This is a genomic window from Dietzia kunjamensis, from assembly GCF_045689975.1.
Taxonomy (GTDB): domain Bacteria; phylum Actinomycetota; class Actinomycetes; order Mycobacteriales; family Mycobacteriaceae; genus Dietzia; species Dietzia kunjamensis.
In genome coordinates, this window is the sequence record NZ_CP143297.1 from 1267974 (window position 1) to 1286772 (window position 18799).

Consider the following 18799-nt stretch of genomic DNA (forward strand, 5'->3'; position numbering starts at 1 on the left):
CGAGCGGACGGGGTCCGTAGCCCGACGCCGTCGGCCGCGCCGGCACCGCCGGTGGGGCCCGGGCGCGCCCGTGGGACTAACCTGGGTGGCGTGAGTACTGTTCCGCACGCCGACGACGTCCTGCCCGCCGACGTCGAGACCATCAACCTTCCCGCGGTGTCCGAGCGCCTGGGCATCCCCGTGACCCGCGTGCACGATCTCCTGCGCGACGGGACCCTGCTCGCCGTGCGGCGAGCGGGCATCGTGGTGGTGCCGGCGACCTTCCTGGATGACGACGACGAGGTCGTGCGCTTCCTGCCCGGACTGGTCGCGGTCCTGAGGGATGGCGGCTACCGGGACGAGGAGATCCTGCGGTGGCTGTTCGCCGAGGACGACAGCCTGCCCGGCCGGCCGGCCGACGCGCTACACGGTCACCGCGCCCGCGAGGTCATGCGGCGCGCCCAGGCGATGGCGTTCTGACCCCGGCGGTCGCGCGCCGCCACCACCAGACCGCGGCGAGGGCTGCCGCGAGGGCCGCCCCGACGAGCGCGGGGCTGTAGAGGCTGGTCGACCCGTTGGGTCCGATCGCCATCACGAGGAAGACGGTCACCGCCACGGCGGCCGTGGTGGCGCGTCGACCGGGTCGGGCGGCGACCCAGAACGCCGCCACCCACACGTAATACCAGGGCCAGGCCAGCGAGTTGAGCACCACGAAGGCCAGCAGCGCGACCATGATGCCGCGGAGCGCCGAGCGGGTGTCACGCCGGTGGAGCCACCACACCACGACGAGGGTGACCCCCAGGACCACGCGTCCGACGCGGCGGGTGACCGCCAGGACGTCCTCGAATCCGGGGGTGTCGACCACGGCGTGGACCAGGTGCGCCGCGGCGGTGGGCGCGCTGAGGTAGTTGATGACCCGGTCGGAGACGGAGATCGCGTCCAGCCACCCGAACCCGGTGCCCGCGGCGAGGGTCGCCAGGGCGAACGCGACGGCGGCGGCCCCCGCCGCGGCCCCGGTGTCGACGAGGGCGCCGACGAGGGGACGCCGCGCCCCGGTCGACGCCCGCCGCCGGTCCAGGGCGATCCACAGCAGGAACGGCGCGACGATCACGGCGGTGGCCTTGAACGCCACCGCGATCCCGATCGCCGCCCCCGCCCACGCATAGCGCCGGTCGAGCGTGAGGACCACGGCGCCGACGCACGCCACCAGCGGGAAGATCTCGTTGTGCAGCCCGCCCGCGAAGTGGATCACGGACAGCGGGGAGGCGCCCGCCATCCACACCGCCGCGCCGGCGTCGACTCCCGCGCGGCGGGCCAGGGCGACCACGAGCGCGACGAGCGCGGCCAGTGCGGCGAGCACCACCACCCCGAGGATGACGATCCCCACCGCCGGGTGGCCGCCGGACAGCGCCACGATGACGCGCATGAGCAACAGGTGCAGCGGGCCGTAGGGGGTCGCGGTGGACCGCCAGTCCGGACTGACCTCGTCGGTGAAGGGGCCGGGGTTGGCCTCAGGTCCGTGCTGGTACGGGTCCACTCCCGCGGCGGCCATGGCGCCCTGCGCCAGGTAGGACCAGGCGTCGCGGCTGAACAGGGGGACCGCGGGCAGCAGTGGCGCCGACCACAGGGCCGTGGCCCACGCGGCGTCCCTGGTGGGGAGGCGGCCCGAGACCGCCCAGGGGCCGAGCGCGAGCCACGAGGTGACCAGCAGCGCGACGCCCGCCCAGCAGAGGATGAGGGCGAGGGCCTCACCGTGGCCGAACGTGTACCCGGGCAGCCCCACCGCGACCGCCACGCCGCCGTCCACGGGCAGGGCGCCCGCGCCGAAACCGGCGATGGTGAGCAGGACCGAACCGAGGACGCCGCGCCACAGTGCCGGACCGGAGGGGCCGGTCAGGGCGGCGCGGGCCGAGGCGATCGTCGCGGTGGTCGCCCGGCGGGTCCGCGACGGCGGGGTCGACGGCGACGACGGCGGTGATGACGACAATGGTGACGACGACGAGGTGGTCGTCTCCGGCCGGGGTCCGGTCGCTCCCTGCACGGATCAGGCCCGCCTGCGGGTCGCGGCCTCCGCCAGTGCCCGCAGCGTGTCCCGCCCGTGGTCGCTGATCGCGTCGGAGGCCACGGCGTCCAGGGCGCGGGTGGTCAACGCGTCGATCTCGGCCTCCACCGAGACCACGGCACCGGATTCCACGAGAATGGTGCGCGCGCGTTCGAGCGTGGCCGCGTCGGGTTGCGTCCCGAGGACGCCGAGGAGGAACTCGGCGTCCGGGCGGGGGGCGAGGGCGGTCGCACGGGCGAGCAGCAGGGTGCGCTTGCCCTCCCGCAGGTCGTCCCCGGAGGGCTTGCCGGTGACCTCCGGGTCGCCGAACACGCCCAGCATGTCGTCCCGCAACTGGAACGCCTGGCCCACGGCCACCCCGAACTCCCGCAGGGCCGAGACGGTCTCCGCCCCGGCACCCGCCAGCTCGGCGCCGATGTGCAGTGGCCGCTCGACCGTGTAGGCCGCGGTCTTGAAGCGGTTCACCCGGGCCGGGGTGAGCTCGTCGGTGGCGCCCGAGGCCTCGGCGAGGATGTCGAGCATCTGCCCCGACAGGACCTCTGTCTTCATGGCGTACCAGGGACCCAACGCGCGGGCCAGGGCCTCGGGAGGCACCCCGGAGGACACGAACATCTCGTCGGCCCACGTCAGCGCGAGGTCGCCCACGAGGATGGCCTGGGAGACGCCGTAGCGGGCCGCGTCCCCGTCCCAGCCCTCGTCGCGGTGCGCGGCCTCGATCGTCCGGTGGACGGTGGGGCGGCCTCGCCGGGTGTCCGAGGCGTCCACGATGTCGTCGTGGACCAGCGCACAGGCCTGGATCAGCTCGAGGGCGGCGCAGGCGGTGACGACCTCGTCCGGGGCGGGAGCGTCCGTGTCGCTCGCGGCGGCCCAGCCGGCCAGGGCGAACCGCGGTCGCATCCGTTTGCCGCCGTCGAGGACGAAGTCGGAGAGCAGGCCGGCCAGGCGGTCGACCCGCTCGTCGACCCCCGCCACGAGCGTGCGCCGTCCGTCGATGAGTCGGCGGAGCGCGTCGAGGACGCGTTCTCCGTCGTCGGGGCGAGTCGCCGAGACCACGGGCACCATCCCTTCCGGGCGCCGGTGTCCGGCCGCCCTCGTCGCCGACGATCCTAGTCGTCGGGCGGCGGCCGGACGTGGCGCGCGTCGGGCTACCCTGGTCGGGTGACCCAGCTACCCGACTCCGACCCGACGGACGGCGGCCGGCACCCGAGCATCGTGGAGCGGATCGCGACGTCGACCACCCCGAGGGTTCCGTTCTCCGTCGAGTTCTACCCGCCGCGCGACGAGGCCGCCGAGGAGCGACTCTGGCGCGCCGCCACCGTGTTCTCCGACCTCGGGGCGGCGTTCGTCTCGGTCACCTACGGGGCCGGCGGATCCACGCGGGACCGGACGGTCCGGGTCGTCGAGCGGCTCGTCCGCGAGACCGACCTGCTGCCGATCGCGCACCTGACGGCGGTGGACCACACGGTCGCCGAGCTCACCGACATGATCCGCATGTACGGCGAGGTCGGGGTGTCCAACATCCTCGCCCTGCGCGGGGACCCGCCCGGGGACCCGCTGGGCGAGTGGACGGCTCACCCCGAGGGGTTGCACTACGCCGAGGAACTCGTCCGTCTGATCCACGAGGTGGGGGACTTCCACGTCGGGGTGGCGTCCTTCCCAGAGGGGCACTACCGGGCCCGGGACCTCGAGCACGACTCCGAGATCCTGGTGAACAAGCTCCGGGCCGGCGCCGAGTACTCGATCACCCAGATGTTCTGGGACGTGGAGCACTACCTGCGCCTGAGGGATCGCGCCGTCGCCGCCGACCCGGAGCAGGGCGCCAAGCCCATCATCCCCGGACTCATGCCGGTCACGAGTCTGCGGCAGGTCCAGCGGATGGTCGAGCTCTCGGGCTGCGCCCTGCCCGACGACCTGGCCGAGCGACTCCGGACCGCGGCCGGGGACGGGCCCGAGGAGAACCGGGCGGCGGTCCGTGAGGTCGGGATCGATCTCACCACCCGCATGTGCGAGCGTCTGATCGCCGAGGGTGTCCCGTGCCTGCACTTCAACACCCTGAACTTCTCCAAGGCCACCCACGAGGTCCTCACCAACCTGTCGATGGCCCCCGCCCCCGGGGTGGCGGCCGGCAGGATCTGATCCGCCCCGGTGGGGGTGCGGCTCGGGTCAGCGCACCAGCCGGTCGGCACGGGCCCTGGACGTCCGGGCGGCCAGGATCGTCCCGATGGACACCAGCAGGGCGGCGCCGATCCCGACGATCATCCACACCGCGAACCCACGTGCGGCCGGGTCGGGATACGACGACGAGGCCTGCATCCGCGTGATGGACCCCGGAGCCGGGGACCAGCTGACGGAGTTGCCGGCCCCGATGGTGCCGTTGGTCTCCTTGATTCGGTTGGGGAAGGTCAGGTCGACCCGGGTGGTCGCCGTCTCGGCGCGGTCGGCGGGCAGCAGGGACAGGTCCACCGATCCGCTGAACGACACCGTGTCGCCGCTGCGGCGGAAGCCCAGGCTGTACGGCCGTGCCCCCTCGATGTCGATCGCGAGGGTGAGGGTGTCGACCTCCGCGAACGTCAACTGGGTGAAGTAGATCTCGCGGCCGGTGAAACCGTCCGCTGAGTAGGGGGTGATGCGCACCTTCTGCTCGAGCCCGGACGGCGTGGTGATCCGGTCGAGCGCGGCCGCCTGAGCGGGCTGGTCACCCGCCACGAGGATCCGGCCGGAGACGGTGTCGTCCTTGCGGACGCTCATCTGGGCGTTCAGCTGGAGGCACCCGGACAGGAGCACCAGGAGGGTGGCCAGGGCCGTGAGGCCCGCCAGTCGCCGGGGCAGTCGGGAGCGGCCACTGCTCGTGGGGGCGTTCGCTGTCGGATGGGGCGGGGTCACGGCGGTCATTGTGCCCGTGATCCCCGCCGTCGCCGCGCCGACCTGCCGAGTCGGCGGGTCACGAGCCGTGCCACCGTCCTGCCGCTGGTCCCGATCACACCGCCACCGGGGTGGGTCGAGGCCCCCGCCAGGAACACGCCGTCGGCCCCGGGCACGGCGTGACCGCGCAGATCGGGGTGGGGACGCATCGGCAGCATCTGGTCGAGGGACATCTCCACGTGCATGACGTTCCCGCCGATCAGCCCGAGTTCGGTCTCCAGGTCCTCGGGGGTCTGGACGTGACGGTGGACGATCGAGTCGGCCAACCCCGGCGCGAAGCGGTCCGCGACGGCGATGATCCGGTCGGCCTCCGCGGCGCCCTCCTCTGACCAGCCACGGCCGTCGGCCAGGTGGCGCGGGTGCCACTGTGACCACAGTGTCAGCTCGTGGCGGCCCTCCGGAGCCAGCGAGGGGTCGAGCGCGCTGAAGCTCATCGCCAGGACGGCGGGATCGGCGTCGAGGCCGCCCGCGGCGGCGACGCCGTAGCGGCGATCGAGGTGCCGTCGGTCCGTGACGAGCAGTTGCAGGCCGTGGGCGCTGGTGCTCGTGGGTACGCCGGGATACGTGGGCAGTGCATCGGTCCCGAGTCTGACGGCCATCCCCAGTCCGAAACCGGGCCTGATCCGCCGCCGCCACCCGTCCAGCGTCGCCGCCGGGAGTTCGCCGGCGAGGAGGTCCAGGGTCGTGTGGACGTGGCAGGCGGCGACGACGGCCGAGCAGTACAGGGATCGTCCGCCCTCGGTGTCGACGCGCCACCCCGAACCGGAGCGCCGGATCGAGGTGGCCCCGGCACCTGCGGTGACCGTCCCCCCGTGCGCCCGGACGGCGGCCGAGAGGGACTCCGCGAGCGCGCCCGAACCGCCGATCGCGCGCCCCGGCGGGATCCGGTGCATCAGGGCGGCGAACCCGATCATGGGGGCTGTGGCGGGGTGGGACATCGGCGGTCCCGACTGCGCGCCGAACCACGACAGTGCCGCCTTGAGGCGCTCCGAGGTGAACATCGCGTCCAGCAGCGCGTCACCGGAGGACAGGAAGGTCTGGACCGCGCCGAACGGATCGCGCAGGTCGTCGGCCCCGAGGAACGCCGAACCGAGACCCGGGGCGGTGGGGCGGACCGCGAACCCCTTCATCATCCGTCCCGCCAGGACGTCCCACCGGCGGACGAACTCCCGGTACGCGCCGGCGTCGGCCTCACCGCAGGCCGCGGCGATGCTGGCGCACGTGGCGTCGAGGTCACGGTGGAAGACGATCGGTGGCGCGTCGGATCCCGGCGGGGCGGGCGCGAAGCCCCACGGGTCGCAGTCCACGTAGCGCAGTCCGTGGGCCTCCAGCCCGAGCTCTTCCGGGATCCCGGTGTGGCGGATCATCAGATGTGCCGAGGACCCGCGGTCGGTGCGGTGGCCCGGGTACCGTTCGACCGTCGACGTGGCGCCGCCGATCACCGTGTCCCGTTCGACCACGTGCACGTCGAGCCCGGCGCGGGCGAGAAAGGCGGCGCACACCAGTCCGTTGTGGCCGGAGCCGACCACCACCACGTCATGCCGGGGGGTCATGTCCGATCTCCGTTCCCGGCGAGCGGTAGCGATCGGGCCAGGACGGCGAACGGTCTCGCGTCCCCCTGGAACCGATACGAACGCAGCACATCGGTGAACCCCAACGACCGGTACAGGCGCCAGGCCGCGTTGTCCTCGCCGTCGACCTCCGGGGTCGACAGCAGCACCGTGCTCTCCGGCCGGTCGGCCAGGAACGTCCTGACGAGGGTCGCGCCGATGCCGCGCCCCTGCAGTCCCGGCGAGACGTGCAGCTCGGTCAGTTCCACGTAGTCGGGCGGGAGCTCACGGTCCCGGTCCCGCAGTCCCCGGGAGACCTGGTCGTACCACCACTGCCCGGGAGCGCCGTGATAGCCGTAGCAGATGGCGACGAGCTGCCCCCGGGTCTGACCGAGCAGGCGTCGGCGCGGGGCCTCGAACGCGGCCACACCCGACCAGCCGTCCCGGTAGCTGTGCTCCATCCACGCCGCGGCCCGGGAGCGGACCACCTGCGGCGGGTAGCCCATGGCGTCGACGTAGACCCCCAGAGCCTCGGGCAGTCGGTCTCGGAAGTCGGCTGCGTCGAGCCGGGTGATCACAGTGTCCATCCACCCCATTTGATCACGGGCGCGGATACGGGGCGTCCGGATGTGTCGTACCCCGGCGATACCGTGCGCGCAGAAGGGGAGGTGCAGGGGAGATGGACACCAGGAACAGGATGCGGACGGCCGGCGGGGGAGCGGTGGGAACCCTCGGACGGGCGAGCCGTGCGGAGCTGCACCGTGGGCGCGCGATCGCCGCCGCTGCTCCCTCCGAGCGGTTCCTCGAGTCGTACCGCGCCGCGAGGTACGCGGCCGGGGCCCTGCTGGCCCCCGGGCCGCGGCGGCGCGGTCCCGCGGACGTCTGGCACCGGCTCGCGGCGGAGGTGCCGGAGCTGGAGCGGTGGGCGACCGCCTTCAGTGGGTACTCCGCTCTGGCGGCGGCGGTCGAGGACGGGCTCCCGCGTACGGTCTCGGATCGGATGGCGGACGATTTCCTGTGGGCGGTAGGACGGTTTCTCGACCTGGTGGACGAGCGGTTGGGGGTCCTCGGCCCCGCCGCCTGAGGAGCCGGGCGGTGAGACGGGGGAATCCTCAGGTCTCAGAGGGGAATCCCGGTGGTACCCGCCGCGTTGCCCTCGTATGATGGGGGGAACCCTGACCGGCTGATCCCCATCCACGGTTGGTGCGAACCGACCGAGCCGGCCGCGCTCGTTCGTCACGAGCATCTGAAGGAGGTCGAAGTGCCCCTGTCCGAGCACGAGCAGCGCATGCTCAAGGAAATCGAGAGCGCGCTCTACGCCGACGACCCGAAGTTCGCGTCGTCTGTCCGAAAGACCGGTGCGACCGGTGCTCGTCGTCCGGCGGGCCTGGTGGTCGCGCTGGCGATCCTCGGTGTGGCGCTTCTGATCGGCGGGCTCGCCCTCGACTTCAAGCCCGGCGGCTTCCCGGTACTGAGTCTCGTCGGGTTCCTGGTGATGTTCGCGGCGGGTGTCCTCGCGCTGCGGTCCACGCCGTCGCACGGCGCCGCCGGCGCCAAGGGCACCGGCGGACCCCGGGTCCGCGGCACCGGGCGGACATCGGCCAAGCCCGCCGACGGGCGGAACTACTCCTCCCGCATGGAGGACCGCTTCCGCCGACGGTTCGACCAGGAGCCCTGACCGGCCCGTCCCACGGCCTTTCGACGAAGGGGTGAGCGCACACGCGCTCACCCCTTCGTCCATTTGTCTGACGCTCTCGGGCCGGCAGCCCAGAGCCCATCGCGACCCGGAACGTCCGTCCCCGCCGAGATGCCGGCGCTCCGTCCTTCCTCCCCACCACGCCCCACCCGTGCTCCCCACCACGCCCCACCCCTCCTCCCCACATCTCCCCACAGGGGCCGGCTCGGCTGCCACGTGAGCCGTCTCAAGTCACATGAGTCCCAAAAGACTCGCGGAAGTGGGCTCCCTCCGGGCTGTTGATCCGGTGTCGGGACGGCGACGGCAGGGTCCCCATGGCCACTGAACTGCGGTGATGTGAGGCGGTGGGGCGAAGTGGGGCGCAGGCCTTGTTTGTGGGGCGTTGTGGGGTAGAGTGGGGCACGCAAGGAGCTCGATGGGCCTGGACCCCAGGAGGTGGCGGGTGACCGACACCGATCTCGTCGACTCCGGACGTGAACGAGCCTTTGTCGGGTACGGGACACACCGTCCCAAGCTCGACGACAAGGGGCGGCTGACGATCCCCGCCAGATTCAGGCCAGGCCTGGCGGACGGGGTGGTGGTGTGTGGGTGGTTCACCAACACGCTCTCGGTTTTCCCTGAGGACGAGTTCGACGCGCTGGTCAGAAAGGTCCGGCCGACCGCCAACCTCAGCGAGAGGCACATGGCGTTCTTCCGGCTCCTGGTGAGCGGCGCGGAAGTCCAACAACTGGACTCGCAGGGACGGATCTCCATCCCGGCGAGTCAGCGGAACTACGCGGGTCTGGACAAGGACTGCGTCGTCAACGGCCTCGGGGAGCGTCTCGAGGTCTGGGACGCCGAGGCGTGGGACCGCTACAGCGAGGAGAACCTACCCGTGTTCTCCGAGATGGAGGGCACCTCGCTCGGGATCGAATTCTGATCCGGGGAGAGGACGGACACGAGCAAGCGAGAGCACGACGGACGGAGCCCCCCGGCCCCTGCCCGGCACCACCCTGACGTACTTCCCCAACGCCAGGTGGGTACCGGACGGGGACCAGGGGGCTCCACCACAACCGGAGCACCGACGACTTCCGGACGCGAGGAGGCGAGATGGCAGACGAGTCCGACGCCGACCGCGACGCCACGCGCTCCGGGCACATACCCGTCTTCCTCGAGCGGACCATCGAGTTCTTCCGGCCCGTCGTCGAGGCGGCCGCGCAGGACGGCCGCGTCCCCGTGATCGTGGACGGGACTCTCGGGCTCGGGGGGCATTCCTCCCACCTGCTGGCCGAGTTCGGTGAGCTGCGCATCCTCGGCGTCGACCGTGACCCCGAGGCCCTCGAGATGGCGACCCGTCGCCTCACGGCCTACCGCGACCGGTTCACGCCGGTTCACGCCCGCTTCGACGATTTCGACCGCGTCGTGGCGGCCCTCCCCGGGGAGTCCCGGGACGAGGCGGGCCCCGCGATCGACGGGATCCTGCTCGACTTCGGTGTCTCCTCCATGCAGCTCGATGTGGCCGAGCGAGGTTTCGCGTACTCCGTCGACTCCCCGCTCGACATGAGGATGGACCCCACCACCGGCCCCACCGCGGCCGACATCCTGGCCGACTACCCGCGTGACGACCTCGCCCGCGTCCTGCGCGTCTACGGCGAGGAGCGATTCGCGCGACAGATCGCCGCAGCGATCGTCCGCCGCCGGGACACCGACCCCGTCGTGACCAGCTCCCAACTCGTCGAGCTGCTCTACGACACCATCCCGCAAGGTGCCCGCCGGACCGGCGGACACCCGGGCAAACGCGTGTTCCAGGCCCTGCGCATCGAGGTCAACGCCGAGCTGGAGGCCGTGGAGAACGCGGTGCCCGGATACCTGGACCTGCTCCGCCTCGGCGGCCGTGCGGTGTTCATGTCCTACCACTCCCTCGAGGACAAGATCGTCAAGCGCGAACTGGCCACGCGGACCGCATCGCGGACGCCGGCGGGCCTACCCGTGGAGCTCCCCGGCCACGGTCCCGAGTTCGAGGCGATCACCAGGGGAGCGGAGAAGGCCTCACAGGAGGAGATCGACCACAACCCGCGCTCGGCCTCGGTGCGCGTGCGATGTGTCCGCCGTATCGACGGGAGAACCCCATGACGAGCACGATCGACACGCCCGGCACCGCCGGCGGGCTCGACACCCGCCCGGCGACGACACCGGGCGTCGACGCGCCCGCACCCGCGGGACGACCCGTCGGCCTTCGACGCAAGCCCGTCACCCGCTCGGTGCGCGGCCGCCGGACCGTTGTCGTCCCGGCGGAACGTCTGAGTCCCGCCGAGCTCGCCGCGAGGGTTCCCTTCGTCGTCGTCCTCCTCCTGCTCATCGGCGCGGGGGTGGGCGGCACCCTCCTGCTGTCCGCGCAGACCACCCAGGACACCTACGACCTCAAGAACGCCCGCGACGCCAATGTGGAGTTGGTGGAACGGATGGAAGCCCTGCAGGCGTCCAACGAACGCGCCCGGTCCGCCGAGGTGCTGGCGCAGCGCGCGGAGAAGCTCGGCATGGTCGGAGTCGCCAGCGCACCCATCCTGACCAGGGGATCGGACGGCGTGCTCGAGATCGTCGGCGAGCCCGAGGCGAAGCTCGGCGCGCCGATCAAGCCGCTGCAGCCCGCCCCGGTAGCGTCCGGACCGTCGAGGTCGTCCGACCGGGACGGATTCGACGCCCCGCCCGCGCAGGCGCCCCAGGACCGCACGCCCCGCGGGGTCGCCCCCGTTCCCTATCCGCCCCTCGCAGCCCCTCCGTCCCCGGTCGCCCCACCGCCCGCCATGGCCGAGTCCGCCCCGCCGGCTCCCGCCCCACAGGCGGACCCCGCGCCCGACCTCGTCCCGCCGGCTCCGGCACCACCCGGTGAGGACGCCGCGACCCTCGCCCCGGTGCCCGGACCGCTCTTCTAGACACCCGAACCCCGAAAGGCCCGCTGGAGATGACCGAACGACGCAGCCCGGGAACGGGCGCCCGGGTCCCCTCGGGCGCCACGCGCGGCACCGCGCCGGGAGCCGGACGGCCACCGAACCGGTTCGGCAGGGTCCTCACCGCCTCGGCGACCGAGCGACGCTTCACCTTCATGCGCTCCGCCTTCGCGATGATCATGGTCATCGCGCTGGTCAAGCTCTTCTGGGTGCAGACCCTCGGGGGAACGGAGCTCGCGGCCCGCGCCGAGAGCCAACGCCAGGTCCACGAGGTCCTGCCCGCCACGCGGGGAGCGATCGTCGACCTCAACGGCGACCCCATCGCGTTCACCCGCGAGGCCCGCGATCTGTCGATCCAGCCGCTGGTCGAACAGCGCAACGCCGAGGCGCGACGGGAGCTCGACAGCACCAAGCCCACCTGGGACGAACTGGTCGAGGAGATCGCCGACGAGTTCGAGACCGTGCTCGGTGACGCCGTCGACCGCGACGAGATCGAGGCCAAACTCACCTCGGAGGGTGGCTTCACCTATCTCGTCCGCAACGTCGACGTCACGCTGGCCAACGCCATCACCCGCGAGTACCCCATGATCGGGGCCGAGCGGGTCGACATCCGTGAGTACCCGGGGGGCGCGCTCGCCGCGAACGTCGTCGGTGCGACGACGAAGAGCGACGAGGGAAAGCTGATCGGGCTCCAGGGCATCGAAGCGCACTTCAACGACGAACTGGACGGGGAGGACGGGCGGCAGACGTTCGACCGGGCCCAGGACAACACCGTCATCCCGGGCACCCTGCGCAACGTGACCGAGCCGCGCGACGGCGACACCATCCGCCTCACCCTGGACGCGGACCTGCAGTGGCACGTGCAGAAGGCCATCCAGACCGCCAAGGACACCTCCGGAGCCGAGACCGCGTCCGCCGTCGTGCTCGATGCGCGCACCGGTGAGGTCCGCGCGATGGCCAACGACAACACGTTCAACCCGGCCGTCGGGGTCGGTGCCGAGCTCGAGCGGGGGGCGGACCTGGGCAACCCGGCGATCACCTCGCCGTTCGAACCGGGCTCCGTGCAGAAGATCATCACCGCCGCCGCCGCGATCGAGGCGGGGCTGACCGATCCGAATGAGGTCCACTCCGTGGACGGCAGCATCCGGATGGAAGGTGTCACCGTCTCCGACGCGTGGCAGCACGGCCCCACCCCGTACACCACCACCGGCATCTTCGGGAAGTCCTCCAACGTCGGCACACTCATGCTCGCCCAGCGGGTGGGCAAGGAGCCGTTCTCCGAGTACCTCGACAAGTTCGGCCTCGGCCAGCGATCGGGGATCGAACTCGCCGGGGAGTCCGAGGGTCTGGTGCCCGACCTGCAGAACTGGCAGGGCGGCACCTTCGCCAACCTGCCCATCGGGCAGGGCCTGTCCATGACCACCCTGCAGATGGCGGGCATCTACCAGACCATCGCCAACGACGGTGTCCGCGTGCCGCCGCGGATCGTCGCCGAGCGCGTCGGCCCCGACGGCGAGCGCACCGAGACCGAGCGTCCCGAAGGTGAGCGGGTCATCAGCACCGAGACCGCCCGCACGGTGCGGGACATGTTCCGCTCCGTCGTGCAGTCCGGGGGCACCGGCCCGCAGGCCGCGGTCGCCGGCTACCAGATCAGTGGTAAGACCGGCACCGCGCAGCAGATCGACCCCGGGTGCTCCTGCTACTCCAACTCGCGCTACTGGATCACCTTCTCCGGCATCCTGCCCGCCGACGACCCGCGGTATGTGATCGCGATCATGCTCGACGCCCCCTCGCGCGGCGTGCTCGGGGCCTCCGCGGCCCCGCTCTTCCACGACATCGCATCGTGGCTGGTCAATCGCGACAACATCCCGCCGTCCGCCCCCGCGCCGGAACTGGTCCTGCAGGCGCGGTGATCAGCGTCCGGCAGGGTAGCGTGTAGCGGGTTCACGGGAGGGTAGCGAGCAAGGAAGGCGGGGCGAGGACAGGCGATGACGACAGCGCGAGAGCTGGCAGACGCGGTGCGGGCCACCCTTCTCGGCGACAGGACCCGGGGTGGTGACGACCTCGTGGGTGCAACGATCCGCGCACAGGACTGCGGCCCCGGGATCCTCTTCGCGGCACTGCCCGGCACGCGGGTCCACGGCGCCTCGTTCGGTGCCACCGCGGTCGAGGCGGGCGCCGACGCCGTGCTCACCGACCCCGAGGGTCTCGAGATGATGGCCGCCGTGGCCGACCGGGTCCCCGTCCTCGTGCATCCGGACCCCCGATCCGTCCTCGGCGCGGTGTCCGCGGCGGTCGCGGGAGACCCCTCCGCCGCACTCGACGTCGTGGGGATCACCGGGACGTCCGGCAAGACCACCACCTCCTACCTCGTCGAAGCCGCGCTCGAAGGCGGCGGCCATGTCGCGGGCCTCATCGGCACCACCGGGAGCCGGGTCGACGGTCGGGCGCTGCCGAGTCGCCTCACGACCCCCGAGGCCCCCGAGTTCCAGGCCCTCCTGGCCCGGATGAGGGATGAGGGGGCCCGCGCGGTCGCGGCCGAGGTCTCCAGCCACGCCCTGCGGCTCGGGCGCGTGGACGGCACCAGGTTCGCCGTGGGTGCCTTTCTCAATCTGACCCAGGACCACCTGGATTTCCATCCGAGCATGGACGACTACTTCCGTGCCAAGTGCCGTCTGTTCGACGCCGAGGCCGACCCGGGGTCCGCGGTCCGCCCCGCCGAGCGGGCCGTCGTCGTGGTGGACGACGACTGGGGCCGGAGACTGCTCGGGATGCGGCCGGACGCGGTCACGGTCTCCGCCGAACCCGGGGCCGACGCGGACTGGACGGCGGGGGAGTCCGCGACCACCGATCGCGGCACCCAGACCTTCACCGTGCACGGCCCCCGCGGGCTGACCGCCGACGTCGAACTACCGCTGCTCGGCCGGTTCAACGTCGCCAACGCTCTTGTCGCACTGGCCGTCGTCGATGCCCTCGGCTCGGACGTGGCAGGCGCGGCGGCCGGTCTGGCGCGCGTCCGGGTCCCCGGCCGGCTCGAGCCCGTCGTGCGGGGCCAGGACTTCCGGGTGCTCGTCGACTACGCCCACAAGCCCGGCGCGGTCGCGGCGGTGCTCCGGTCGGTCCGCGCGCAGACCGAGGGCCGCATCGCCGTGGTCCTCGGTGCCGGTGGCGACCGCGATCCGGGCAAGCGCCCGCTCATGGGCGCCGCCGCCGCCGAGGTCGCCGATCTGGTCGTGGTCACCGACGACAACCCGCGCAGCGAGGACCCGGCCGAGATCCGCGCGGCGGTCCTCGCGGGCGCCGAGTCCGCCGCCGGTGACGACACCCTGATCGAGGAGGTCGGTGACCGGGGAGCGGCGATCGCCACGGCGATCGACTGGGCCCGCACCGGGGACGTCGTCGTGATCGCCGGCAAGGGCCATGAGACCGGTCAGGAGAGGAACGGGACCGTGTTCCCGTTCGACGACCGCACCAGAGCCGCCGAAGAACTCATCAGACGACTCGGATACGCCGCCCCCACGGGCGAGACGGAGGACAACGCACCATGATCGACCTCACCCTCGGCGAGATCGCCGGGATAGTCGGCGGTCGGTTGGTCGGTGGAGACCCCGCGTCGGCCGTCACCGGTTCCGTGGAGTTCGACTCCCGCCGGATCGGGGAGGGCGGGCTGTTCCTGGCCCTGCCCGGGGAGCGCGTCGACGGTCACGACTACGTCGCCCGCGCCCTCGACGCCGGGGCCGCCGCGGCACTCGTCGCCCACGAGGTGGACGGGGCGGACGGCGCGCAGATCGTCGTGCCCGCGGTCGACCGGAGGCAGACCAACGCCATGGCGCTCGCCGCGGACACGGACGGCTCCGGCGCGTCGGTGCTCGCCGCGCTCGGCGCCCTCGCCCGCGCGAGTGTCGACCGGCTGGTCGCCGACCACGGTCTGGTCGTGGTGGGGGTGACCGGTTCGTCCGGCAAGACCAGCACCAAGGACCTCATCGGCGCCGTGCTGTCCGCGGCCGGCACGGTCGTCGCGCCACCCGGATCGTTCAACAACGAGATCGGGCATCCCTGGACCGCGCTGCGCGCCGACTCCGGCACCGACTTCCTCGTCCTGGAACTCAGTGCCCGTGCGCCCGGGAACATCCGCGAGCTGGCGGCCCTGGCACCGCCCCGGATCGGCGTCGTGCTCAACGTCGGCACCGCACACCTCGGCGAGTTCGGCTCGCGTGAGGTCATCGCCGCCACCAAGGGCGAACTCGTCGAGGCGCTCCCGGACGCCGCCCACGGCGGGGTGGCCGTCCTCAACGCCGACGACGAGCGGGTCCGGACCATGGCCGGACGCACCGCCGCCGAGGTGGTCTCCGTGGGGGTCGAGGGATCCGCGGACGTCCGTGCGGAGCGGGTACGGCTCGACGACGAGGTACGCGCCTCCTTCCGCCTGGTCACCCCGCGGGGTGAGGCCGATGTGGCGCTCCGTGTGCACGGGGAGCACCAGGTGGGCAACGCCCTGTCGGCGGCCGCGGTGGGTCTCGCGTGCGGGATGTCGGTCGAGCAGGTGGCCGCCGCCCTGGGGACCGCGGAGGCCGCCTCCGTACGCCGGATGGACGTACGGATGACCGCCGACGGCGTCACCGTCGTCAACGACTCGTACAACGCCAACCCCGATTCGATGCGGGCCGCGCTGAAGTCCCTGGCCGTCATGGCCCGCTCCGGCGGCGGCCACCGGCGGACCTGGGCGGTGCTGGGGGAGATGGCCGAACTCGGCGAGGACGCGGTCACCGAGCACGACCTGCTCGGGCGTTTCCTCGTCCGCCTGGACGTGTCCCAGCTCGTGGTCGTGGGCCTGGGCCGCCCCCAGCGTGCGCTGTTCCAGGGCGCGATCCAGGAGGGCTCGTGGGGTTCCGAGGCGGAGCACGTCGCCACCGCCGAGGAGGCCGTGGCGATCCTGGACGAGCGCGTGGAGCCGGGCGACATCGTCCTGGTCAAGGCCTCTGCTGCCGTCGGTTTGTGGAGCGTCGCCGAGCACCTGCTCGCGTCGCGTGGTGAGGAGAACCAGTCATGACCCAGATCATGATCGCAGGCATCGTCGCCTTCGTCGTGAGCATCTTCCTCACACCCCTGCTCATCATCTATTTCCGGCGCAAGGGCTACGGCCAGGAGATCCGTCTCGAGGGACCGCAGTCCCACATGAGCAAGCGCGGCACGCCCAACATGGGTGGCGTCGCGATCCTCACCGCCGTGTGGCTCGGATACATCGTCGCCGGGGTGATCGGGCAGGTCACGGTGGGTGGGGGCGGGTTCACCGCCTCGGGCGTGCTCGTGCTCGGCCTGGCCACCGCGCTGGCGGTGGTGGGGATGGTCGACGACGGACTCAAGGTCTTCAAGCGCCACAACAAGGGCCTGGGCATTCTGTCCAAGACCGCCGGCCAGGTCCTCGCGGCCCTCGCGTTCGGCATCCTCGTGCTGCAGTTCCGCAACAACGACGGGCTCACCCCGGCCAGCACGTCATTGAGCTACGTGCGGGACTTCGTCGCGGTGAGCTTCCCCGTCGTCGTCTTCCTCGTCTTCATCGTCGTCCTCGTCTACGGCTGGTCCAACGCCGTCAACTTCACCGACGGCCTGGACGGCCTCGCCGCCGGGTCCATGGCGATGGTGATGGGCACCTACGTGGTGTTCACCTTCTGGCAGTTCCGCTACTCCTGCTTCTCCACCGCGGAGGGCGTCGATCTGTCCGGCTGCTACCAGGTCCGTGACCCCCTCGACATCGCGGTGGTCTGTTCGGCGGCGCTCGGCGCCTGCCTGGGCTTCCTGTGGTGGAATGCCGCGCCGGCCAAGATCTTCATGGGGGACACCGGGTCGATGTTCCTCGGCGGCATCGTCGCGGGCGTGTCCGTGGTTTCTCGCACCGAGCTGCTCATGGTGGTCGTGGGCGCCGTGTTCGTCATCGAGTTCGTCTCGGTGCTCATCCAGGTGGCCGCCTTCCGCACCACCGGGCGTCGGCCGTTCCGGATGACCCCCATCCACCACCACTTCGAGAACGGCGGCTGGGCCGAGACCACGGTGACCATCCGGTTCTGGCTGCTCGTCGCGATCTCCTGTGGTCTGGCGATCGCACTGTTCTACGGCGACTGGCTCGCGAGCTCGACGGGATGACCGACATGACCGACACGACCCACACCGCAGGTGCCGCCGGCACGGCGGCCGACGCCGGTCCCGACGTGCGCGAGCTGACCGGCTCCCGCGTGCTGGTCCTGGGCGCGGGCGTGTCCGGCCCGGGCGCGGTCCGCATCCTCCACGCGCTGGGCGCCGAGCCGGTCGTCGCCGACTCCCGTCCCGAGGCCATCTCACGACTCCGAGAGGCGCTGCCCGACGACATCGGGTGTGCGGGCGTCGACCTCGCCCGCGCGGCCGAGCTCCTCGACGGATCCGATGGTCCGGGCCGTGTCGACCTCGTCATCACGAGCCCGGGCTGGCGGCCGGACTCGCCGCTGCTGCTGGCAGCCGCCGATGCCGGGGTTCCGGTGTGGGGTGATGTCGAACTGGCCTGGCGGGCCGACGCCGCCGAACTGTTCGGGCCGCGACGCACCTGGCTCGCGGTGACCGGCACCAACGGCAAGACCACCACCACCTCGATGCTCGAGGCCATCTGCCTGGAGGCCGGGATGGCCGCGCGCGCCTGCGGGAACATCGGGCTGCCGGTGACGGACGTCCTCCTGGCCGAGCCCCGCGTCGACGTGCTGGCGGCCGAGCTGTCCAGCTTCCAACTGCACTGGGCGCCGAGTTGCCGCCCGGACGTCGGGGTGGTGCTCAACGTCGCCGAGGACCACCTCGACTGGCACGGCTCCATGCAGGCCTACGCCGAGGCCAAGGCCCGTGTCCTCACCGGCCGCGTGGCCGTGGCCGGCGCCGACGACGAGATCGCCGCGCGCCTGCTCGCCGCCGCGCCCGCCCCGACCGCGATCGGGGTGCGCCTCGGTGCGCCCGGTCCGGGGGAGTGTGGCGTCGTCGACGGCGTTCTCACCGCGCGGATCGGCGGTGGTGACGAGGACGACGACGAGGTGGCGCTGCTGCCCGCAGCGGACGTCCGCCCGGCCGGGCCCGCGGGCGTGCTCGACGCGCTCGCCGCCTCGGCCGTCGCCCTCTCCGTGGGCGCGCGACCCGAGCACGTGGCCGAGGCCCTGCGGGGCTTCACCGTGGGCGCCCATCGCGCGGAGCCGGTCGACACGATCGACGGGGTCGCCTACGTGGACGACTCGAAGGCCACCAACCCCCACGCCGCCCGGACCTCGCTGCTCGCGGGCGGGACGATGGTGTGGATCGCCGGGGGCCTGCTCAAGGGCGCCGACGTGGAGCCGCTGGTCGCCGAGGTCTCGGGCGTGCTGCGCGGCGTGGTCCTCATCGGCCGCGACCGTGGGCGGATCGCCGAGGCATTGGCCCGACACGCGCCGGCGGTGCCCGTCGTGGAGCTGGCCTCGGGAGACGATGACGATGCCGCGGGTCCCGACGAGCCGCAGCAGACGATGGACCGGGCGGTCGCCGAGGCCGCACGGATGGCCACCGGAGGCGACACCGTGTTGCTCGCCCCCGCGGCCGCGTCGATGGACATGTTCACCGACTACGGTCACCGCGGGCGCAGCTTCGTCCTCGCCGTGGGCCGCGTGGCCGGGAGGTAGGG

The 18799-nt window shown here is 72.4% G+C and carries 17 protein-coding genes; 12 read left to right on the plus strand and 5 right to left on the minus strand.

Annotated elements, in window-relative coordinates; all coding sequences use genetic code 11:
• Nucleotides 1-90 precede the first annotated feature (90 nt).
• Nucleotides 91-459 carry an Rv2175c family DNA-binding protein gene (locus tag VZF99_RS05930; protein WP_067713740.1) on the plus strand — a complete coding sequence of 123 codons (369 nt, stop codon included), beginning with the start codon at nt 91-93 and terminating at the stop codon, nt 457-459.
• Here VZF99_RS05930 and mptB read toward each other — a convergent pair.
• Complete coding sequence (gene mptB / locus VZF99_RS05935) at nt 428-2020, minus strand: polyprenol phosphomannose-dependent alpha 1,6 mannosyltransferase MptB (RefSeq protein ID WP_407335888.1); 1593 nt, start codon at nt 2018-2020, stop codon at nt 428-430. The two genes, VZF99_RS05930 and mptB, sit on opposite strands and share 32 nt — an antisense overlap.
• A 3-nt stretch (nt 2021-2023) precedes the next feature.
• Nucleotides 2024-3103, minus strand: a complete 1080-nt coding sequence (locus VZF99_RS05940; RefSeq protein ID WP_185951755.1) for a polyprenyl synthetase family protein — start codon at nt 3101-3103, stop codon at nt 2024-2026.
• Between the two features lie 96 nt (nt 3104-3199).
• On the opposite strand from VZF99_RS05940, the gene metF reads away from it, so the two are divergent.
• Entirely contained in the window at nt 3200-4177 is a 978-nt protein-coding gene (metF, locus tag VZF99_RS05945) for a methylenetetrahydrofolate reductase [NAD(P)H] (RefSeq protein ID WP_185951756.1), read from the plus strand.
• A 27-nt stretch (nt 4178-4204) separates the two neighbouring features.
• Here metF and VZF99_RS05950 read toward each other — a convergent pair whose 3' ends face one another.
• From VZF99_RS05950 to VZF99_RS05960, 3 genes are read right to left on the minus strand one after another with little or no spacing between them, the layout of a single operon-like run.
• On the minus strand, nt 4205-4933 hold the full coding sequence (locus tag VZF99_RS05950; protein ID WP_096905652.1) for an LppM family (lipo)protein: 729 nt from the start codon (nt 4931-4933) through the stop codon (nt 4205-4207).
• Nucleotides 4930-6516 (minus strand): phytoene desaturase family protein, encoded by a 1587-nt coding sequence (locus VZF99_RS05955; protein WP_407335889.1) that lies wholly within the window; start codon nt 6514-6516, stop codon nt 4930-4932. Before VZF99_RS05955 ends, VZF99_RS05950 begins: the two co-directional genes overlap by 4 nt.
• Nucleotides 6513-7100: an N-acetyltransferase gene (locus VZF99_RS05960; protein ID WP_096907272.1), complete on the minus strand. Its 588-nt coding sequence runs from the start codon at nt 7098-7100 to the stop codon at nt 6513-6515. Before VZF99_RS05960 ends, VZF99_RS05955 begins: the two co-directional genes overlap by 4 nt.
• Before the next feature lie 92 nt (nt 7101-7192).
• On the opposite strand from VZF99_RS05960, the gene VZF99_RS05965 reads away from it, so the two are divergent.
• The 10 genes from VZF99_RS05965 (at nt 7193) to murD (ending at nt 18797) form a co-directional block, all read left to right on the plus strand.
• Nucleotides 7193-7597, plus strand: a complete 405-nt coding sequence (locus tag VZF99_RS05965) for an SAV_6107 family HEPN domain-containing protein (RefSeq protein ID WP_067713753.1) — start codon at nt 7193-7195, stop codon at nt 7595-7597.
• 177 nt (nt 7598-7774) lie between these two features.
• Complete coding sequence (locus VZF99_RS05970) at nt 7775-8191, plus strand: DUF3040 domain-containing protein (protein ID WP_120285812.1); 417 nt, start codon at nt 7775-7777, stop codon at nt 8189-8191.
• Nucleotides 8192-8651: 460 nt separating this feature from the next.
• Entirely contained in the window at nt 8652-9128 is a 477-nt protein-coding gene (gene mraZ / locus VZF99_RS05975) for a division/cell wall cluster transcriptional repressor MraZ (RefSeq protein ID WP_067713759.1), read from the plus strand.
• A gap of 170 nt (nt 9129-9298) precedes the next feature.
• Nucleotides 9299-10321: a 16S rRNA (cytosine(1402)-N(4))-methyltransferase RsmH gene (gene rsmH, locus VZF99_RS05980; RefSeq protein WP_119193375.1), complete on the plus strand. Its 1023-nt coding sequence runs from the start codon at nt 9299-9301 to the stop codon at nt 10319-10321.
• Entirely contained in the window at nt 10318-11121 is an 804-nt protein-coding gene (locus VZF99_RS05985; RefSeq protein WP_132063160.1) for a hypothetical protein, read from the plus strand. Before rsmH ends, VZF99_RS05985 begins: the two co-directional genes overlap by 4 nt.
• Nucleotides 11122-11150: 29 nt before the next feature.
• Entirely contained in the window at nt 11151-13049 is a 1899-nt protein-coding gene (locus VZF99_RS05990; RefSeq protein ID WP_120285814.1) for a penicillin-binding protein 2, read from the plus strand.
• 75 nt (nt 13050-13124) lie between these two features.
• Nucleotides 13125-14684, plus strand: coding sequence for a UDP-N-acetylmuramoyl-L-alanyl-D-glutamate--2,6-diaminopimelate ligase (locus VZF99_RS05995; protein ID WP_253003475.1), 1560 nt, complete (start codon nt 13125-13127; stop codon nt 14682-14684).
• Nucleotides 14681-16186, plus strand: a complete 1506-nt coding sequence (murF, locus tag VZF99_RS06000; RefSeq protein WP_407335890.1) for a UDP-N-acetylmuramoyl-tripeptide--D-alanyl-D-alanine ligase — start codon at nt 14681-14683, stop codon at nt 16184-16186. Before VZF99_RS05995 ends, murF begins: the two co-directional genes overlap by 4 nt.
• Entirely contained in the window at nt 16183-17277 is a 1095-nt protein-coding gene (gene mraY / locus VZF99_RS06005) for a phospho-N-acetylmuramoyl-pentapeptide-transferase (RefSeq protein WP_067713775.1), read from the plus strand. The genes murF and mraY overlap by 4 nt, the downstream gene beginning before the upstream one ends.
• Nucleotides 17278-17282: 5 nt before the next feature.
• Entirely contained in the window at nt 17283-18797 is a 1515-nt protein-coding gene (gene murD, locus VZF99_RS06010; RefSeq protein ID WP_407335891.1) for a UDP-N-acetylmuramoyl-L-alanine--D-glutamate ligase, read from the plus strand.
• The last annotated feature ends 2 nt before the right edge of the window (nt 18798-18799 follow it).

Coding starts and splice junctions, on each gene's coding strand:
- VZF99_RS05940 (WP_185951755.1), bottom strand. CDS start 3,103: ATGGTGCCCGTGGTCTCGGCGACTCGCCCCGACGACGGAGAACGCGTC.
- VZF99_RS05950 (WP_096905652.1), bottom strand. CDS start 4,933: ATGACCGCCGTGACCCCGCCCCATCCGACAGCGAACGCCCCCACGAGC.
- VZF99_RS05955 (WP_407335889.1), bottom strand. CDS start 6,516: ATGACCCCCCGGCATGACGTGGTGGTGGTCGGCTCCGGCCACAACGGA.
- VZF99_RS05960 (WP_096907272.1), bottom strand. CDS start 7,100: ATGGACACTGTGATCACCCGGCTCGACGCAGCCGACTTCCGAGACCGA.
- VZF99_RS05965 (WP_067713753.1), top strand. CDS start 7,193: ATGGACACCAGGAACAGGATGCGGACGGCCGGCGGGGGAGCGGTGGGA.
- rsmH (WP_119193375.1), top strand. CDS start 9,299: ATGGCAGACGAGTCCGACGCCGACCGCGACGCCACGCGCTCCGGGCAC.
- VZF99_RS05985 (WP_132063160.1), top strand. CDS start 10,318: ATGACGAGCACGATCGACACGCCCGGCACCGCCGGCGGGCTCGACACC.
- VZF99_RS05990 (WP_120285814.1), top strand. CDS start 11,151: ATGACCGAACGACGCAGCCCGGGAACGGGCGCCCGGGTCCCCTCGGGC.
- VZF99_RS05995 (WP_253003475.1), top strand. CDS start 13,125: ATGACGACAGCGCGAGAGCTGGCAGACGCGGTGCGGGCCACCCTTCTC.
- murF (WP_407335890.1), top strand. CDS start 14,681: ATGATCGACCTCACCCTCGGCGAGATCGCCGGGATAGTCGGCGGTCGG.
- mraY (WP_067713775.1), top strand. CDS start 16,183: ATGACCCAGATCATGATCGCAGGCATCGTCGCCTTCGTCGTGAGCATC.
- murD (WP_407335891.1), top strand. CDS start 17,283: ATGACCGACACGACCCACACCGCAGGTGCCGCCGGCACGGCGGCCGAC.